The organism is Pandoraea sp. B-6, from assembly GCF_000282835.1.
In the GTDB taxonomy this organism is placed as follows: Bacteria; Pseudomonadota; Gammaproteobacteria; order Burkholderiales; family Burkholderiaceae; genus Pandoraea; species Pandoraea cepalis.
In genome coordinates this window covers 13,209-18,435 of the sequence record NZ_KB290510.1, presented here as the reverse complement: position 1 = coordinate 18,435, position 5,227 = coordinate 13,209, and the positions used below count along the sequence as shown (strand labels likewise).

Annotated in this window: 3 protein-coding genes and 1 pseudogene; 2 read left to right on the top strand and 2 right to left on the bottom strand. The window is 66.1% G+C overall.

The window, feature by feature from the left end; all coding sequences use genetic code 11:
* A pseudogene (locus tag A985_RS24805) lies at positions 1 to 424 on the top strand (thiamine phosphate synthase); the annotation flags it as partial.
* Positions 425 to 600: 176 nt separating this feature from the next.
* Here A985_RS24805 and A985_RS0109145 read toward each other — a convergent pair.
* The gene (locus A985_RS0109145) at positions 601 to 1,545 is read right to left on the bottom strand and encodes a LysR substrate-binding domain-containing protein (protein ID WP_017233103.1); all 945 of its coding nucleotides are present in this window, start codon (positions 1,543 to 1,545) and stop codon (positions 601 to 603) included.
* Positions 1,546 to 1,711: 166 nt separating this feature from the next.
* Positions 1,712 to 3,994 carry an ATP-dependent DNA helicase RecG gene (gene recG / locus A985_RS0109140; protein WP_017233102.1) on the bottom strand — a complete coding sequence of 761 codons (2,283 nt, stop codon included), beginning with the start codon at positions 3,992 to 3,994 and terminating at the stop codon, positions 1,712 to 1,714.
* Between the two features lie 102 nt (positions 3,995 to 4,096).
* Here recG and queA point away from each other — a divergent pair, with 102 nt between their 5' ends.
* Positions 4,097 to 5,179 (top strand): tRNA preQ1(34) S-adenosylmethionine ribosyltransferase-isomerase QueA, encoded by a 1,083-nt coding sequence (gene queA, locus A985_RS0109135; RefSeq protein ID WP_017233101.1) that lies wholly within the window; start codon positions 4,097 to 4,099, stop codon positions 5,177 to 5,179.
* Positions 5,180 to 5,227: the final 48 nt, after the last annotated feature.

Below are 5,227 nucleotides of genomic sequence, written 5' to 3'. Positions count from 1 at the left end.
TGCGGCAGGTGCGCAACTTACCCCCACCCCGCCGCAAAGCGTTGCGGATCTCTGGCTCGACGCACCGAACGGCGTGCACGCCAGTACTGTCCCGCAGGCAGACGGCTGGCATCTGACGAGTGCGCGACTCATGGTCTGCGATGCTCGTCCCGCGGGCTGGAAGCTTGTCAGCGCCGCCTGTCACAACGCCGCACAGGTCGAACGCGCCACGCTTCTGGGCCTCGACTTCATTACGCTATCGCCCGTGCTCGTCACCGCGACGCATCCGGACGCCAAGCCGCTTGGCTGGCCCGCATTCACCGCGCTCGCCGCGCAAACGTCGCTGCCGGTGTTCGCCCTCGGCGGCATGCGGGACGACGCCTTGTCGAGCGCGCGCCACGCCGGGGCCTACGGCATCGCCGCCATACGCGCTTTCTGGCCGTAGTCGACGCGCTCAGTCATGGCTTGCCGGGCTTCTCGATGCTTAAGACTAATTCGCCTTATGAAAACGGTCGAGTTAATCGTTTTTATGCGTTCAATAGCTAAAAACAATACGCCGCAGCACCAAGCGACGGCGTATTGCACCTTCAAGCGGTAACGGAACGGGTGGGTCCCGGCGTATCAGTTCGACGTTGCCGGCAGATCGAGGGGAATCACGCCCGGCAGATGGCATCGGGCGATGGCTTGCGCCACGGCGTCGATGGCGGGCAGCCGCGTGAAGCTCTTGCGCCACGCCAGCACGACGCGACGGTCAGGCACTGGTGCCGAGAACGGCACATAGCGCAGCAGACTGTCGGGCGCCTGCGTCTCGGGCACCGACGTCTTCGGCAGCACGGTGATGCCTACGCCGCTCGCGACCATATGACGAATGGTCTCCAGCGAAGAGCCTTCGAACGTCTTCTGGATACCGTCGGCATTCTGCGAGAAGCGCATCAGTTCCGGACACACACCCAGCACGTGATCGCGGAAACAATGCCCACTGCCCAGCAGCAGCATCGTCTCCTGCTTGAGATCGCCCGCGTCGATGTGCTCACGCTCGGACCACGGATGCGAACGCGGCAGCGCCACGACGAACGGTTCGTCGTAAAGCGGGCGCACCATCAGGCCGCTCTCCGGGAACGGCAGCGCCATGACCGCCGCATCGATTTCGCCCTGCTTGAGCAGCTCGATAAGCTTGAGCGTGTAGTTCTCCTGCAGCATGAGCGGCATCTGCGGCGTCGTCTCGATCATCTGTTTGACGAGGGACGGCAGCAGATACGGCCCGATCGTGTAGATCACGCCCAGACGCAGCGGCCCGGCAAGCGGATCGCGCCCCTGCTTGGCGATTTCCTTGATGGCGATCGTCTGCTCGAGCACTCGCTGCGCCTGGGCAACGATCTGCTCGCCGAGCGGCGTCACGCTCACTTCGGCGGCGCCACGCTCGAAAATCTGTACGTTCAGCTCGTCTTCGAGCTTCTTGATGGCCACCGAAAGCGTCGGCTGGCTGACGAAACAGGCTTCCGCTGCGCGACCGAAATGGCGTTCGCGCGCCACCGCCACGATGTACTTGAGTTCCGTGAGGGTCATGTCGTCCTAACCTGTGTAAATTAATCGAATTACCGCAATCGATAGATTTTGTTTTTTATAGCACAATCGAGCGGCGATTGCCCGTTTTCGGTCGACGTCCACGTTGATGCCAGCGCAGATGCGTCCGTTGACGCCTCGCCGCCCGACCGTCGCGCAGACACCGGCGTCATGCCTTCAGATAGTCTTCCCGCGCCCCGAGCCAGCGCTCCAAGTGCGCCGCCACGGCACCGGGGTGCGACGCGAGCAGCACATCGGCCGCTTCCTGGGCGCCCGGGATCAGCCAGGCGTCCTCATTCAGATCGACGAAGCGCAACATCGCCGCGCCCGACTGCCGCGCACCGAGAAATTCGCCCGGGCCGCGAATCTCCAGATCGCGTCGCGCAATGACAAAACCGTCGGTGGTCTCGCGCATCGTTTGCAAACGCGCCTTCGCGCCCATCGACAGCGGTGACGCATACATCAACAGGCACACCGATTCCGCCGAGCCGCGCCCCACGCGTCCGCGCAACTGGTGCAGTTGCGCAAGCCCGAAGCGCTCCGCATGTTCGATGACCATCAGCGATGCATTCGGCACGTCCACCCCCACTTCGATGACCGTGGTCGCCACCAGCAGATGCGTGTCGCCACGCGTGAAGTCGTCCATCACGGCCGCCTTCTCCGCCGGCGCGAGCCGCCCGTGCACGAGTCCCACACGCAACTCGGGCAGCGCCGCGACCAGTTGGGCATGCGTGTCGACGGCCGTCTGCAATTGCAGCGCCTCGCTCTCCTCGATCAGCGGACAAACCCAGTACACCTGGCGGCCGGCCAGCGCCGCCGCCCGCACGCGTTCGATCACTTCCGGGCGCCGCGTGTCACTGATCAGCTTGGTGACGACGGGACTGCGGCCCGGCGGCAACTCGTCGATCACGGAAACGTCCAGATCGGCGTAGTACGTCATCGCGAGCGTTCGCGGAATGGGCGTCGCGCTCATCATCAACTGATGCGGCATGGCGTTGCCGCCCATGCCGGCGGTTTGCATCTTGCTGCGCAGCGCCAGACGCTGTGCCACGCCAAACCGGTGTTGCTCGTCGACTACGGCCATGCCCAGTCGCGCAAACGTGACGGTATCCTGAATGATGGCGTGCGTGCCGATGACCAGTTGCGCGTCGCCGCTCGCCACGCGCGCGAGGGCCTCGCGCTTTTCCTTCGCCTTCATGCTGCCCGCCAGCCACGCGACCTCGACGCCCAACGGCGCAAGCCAGCCCGAGAGTTTGCGCAGATGCTGCTCCGCAAGGATTTCGGTCGGCGCCATGATCGCCGCCTGATACCCTGCGTCGATGGCCTGTGCCGCGGCCAGCGCCGCAATGATCGTCTTGCCGCTGCCCACGTCGCCCTGAAGCAGGCGCTGCATCGGATGCGGTTCGGCAAGATCGGCGCGGATCTCGGCCCACACGCGTTGCTGAGCGCCGGTCAGGCGAAACGGCAGCGCCGCCTCGAAGCGTTCGAGCAAGCCCCCCGGCACGCGGGCGCCGAGCGCAGGGGCCGCGAGCCGTCGACGCGCCGCCTGTGCCCGTTTGAGCGACAGTTGCTGCGCGAGCAACTCCTCGCACTTGATGCGCAGCCATGCCGGATGCGAGCGCTCGACAAGCGCTGTCTCGGACACATTGGGCGGAGGCGCGTGCAGCAGGTGGACGGCGTCGGACAACGCCGGGAGCGGATGCTCGGGCCCCATGACACGCTGAAGCAGTCCTGGCGGCAGCAACTCCGGCAACGGCGTGCGCTCCATCGCGTTGTGGATCGCTTTGCGCAGATACGCTTGCGACAGGCCCGCCGCGCTCGGGTACACCGGCGTGAGGGACTCCGGCAGCGGCGCGGCGGCGTCCTGCACCACGCGATACGCGGGGTGGACCATCTCCAATCCGAAGAAGCCGCCACGCACTTCGCCACGCACTCGCACGCGCGTGCCAACGGCGAGTTGCTTCTGCTGGCTGCCGTAGAAATTCAGAAAACGCAGCACAAGTTCGTGGCCTTCGTCCGCAATGCGTACGACCCATTGACGGCGCGGCCGGTAGGCCACTTCGCTTGACGTGACGACGCCCTCCACCTGCGCCAGTTCGCTCGGCAGCACTTCGCCGATCTTGCGCAGGGTGGTTTCGTCCTCGTAGCGCATCGGCAGATGCAGAATCAGATCGATGTCGCGCTTCAGACCGAGCTTGGCGAGCTTGTCGGCCGTGCCTGAACCGGTCGTCTTGCGCGCGGCGGCCTTCGCGTTTTTCGGTGACTGGGTGGATCTAGCGGGGACCGCTTCGTCCCCCCCTGTCGGCGCCTGCGCCGGCGCAGCCGGGCGCCGACCGCGCTTCGCGGCGGGACGTGGTGCGACATCGGTCTGTGCACCGGCGGCATCGGCAAGGTCCACGAGGTCGGCAGGGGCGTCGTCAGGCGCGGTGGCGGGCATTCTGCGTTCGGTCATGCAGTCGCGAGTCGGGGACGTTCGGCCGTGAGGCGCACACCGTGCCGGCAGGCCTTCGGACGAACCAAGTAAAATGTCGGTTGCTACGCATTGTAAACGCTGATGTATACCCTTTCCGATTTCGATTTCGACCTGCCGCCCGAACTGATCGCGCAGACCGCGCTCACCGAGCGCACCGCCAGCCGCCTGCTGGAGGTCGACGGCAGCGTCACGCCGCCCCATCTGTACGACCGGCGCTTCGCCGATCTGCCTAGCCTGCTCGCCCCCGGCGACTTGCTGGTGTTCAACGACACCCGTGTCATCAAGGCGCGCCTGTTCGGCCAGAAGGCGAGCGGCGGCAAGATTGAGGTGCTCGTCGAGCGAGTGATCGACAACCGCACCGTGCTCGCGCAGATCCGGGCGAGCAAGAGCCCGACGCCCGGCACCGTGCTGCATCTGGCCGATGCGTTCGACGTGACCGTTGGCGAGCGCGTCGAACCGTTCTACACGCTGCACTTCCCGGACGACTGCTATACGCTGCTGGAGACCTACGGCCGCCTGCCCTTGCCACCGTATATCGCACACGACGCCGACGCCGCCGACGAAACGCGCTACCAGACCGTGTATGCCCGCAACCCGGGCGCGGTGGCCGCGCCGACCGCTGGGCTGCATTTCGACGACAGCCTCTTCGCCCACCTCGACGCACTGGGCGTGCACCGCGCCACACTGACGCTGCACGTGGGCGCCGGCACGTTCCAGCCGGTGCGCGTGGAGAACATCGGCGAACACAAGATGCACTCGGAGTGGTACGAAATCACGCCGTCGCTGGTCGACGCCATCGCCGCCACCCGCGCGCGCGGCGGCCGCGTCGTCGCGGTCGGCACGACGTCGATGCGTGCCCTGGAGTCGGCCGCGCAAGCCACGCTGGCTGCGGGCGGGGCGCCGGGCACCTTGCGCGCCGGCAGTGCCGAGACGGACATTTTCATCACGCCGGGCTACCATTTCCAATTGGTCGACCGGCTCATTACCAACTTCCACCTGCCCAAATCGACCTTGCTCATGCTGGTGTCGGCGTTCTCGGGGATGGAGACGATCCGCGCGGCCTACCGGCATGCGATCGAGCAGCGCTACCGCTTCTTCAGCTACGGCGACGCGATGATCCTCTCGCGCGTGGCGCCTCACGACGCGCCGAAAGCCGCCGCCTGACGCGGCACGGCCGTTGGATCGACGGCCGTGCGACCCGGTACAATAGCG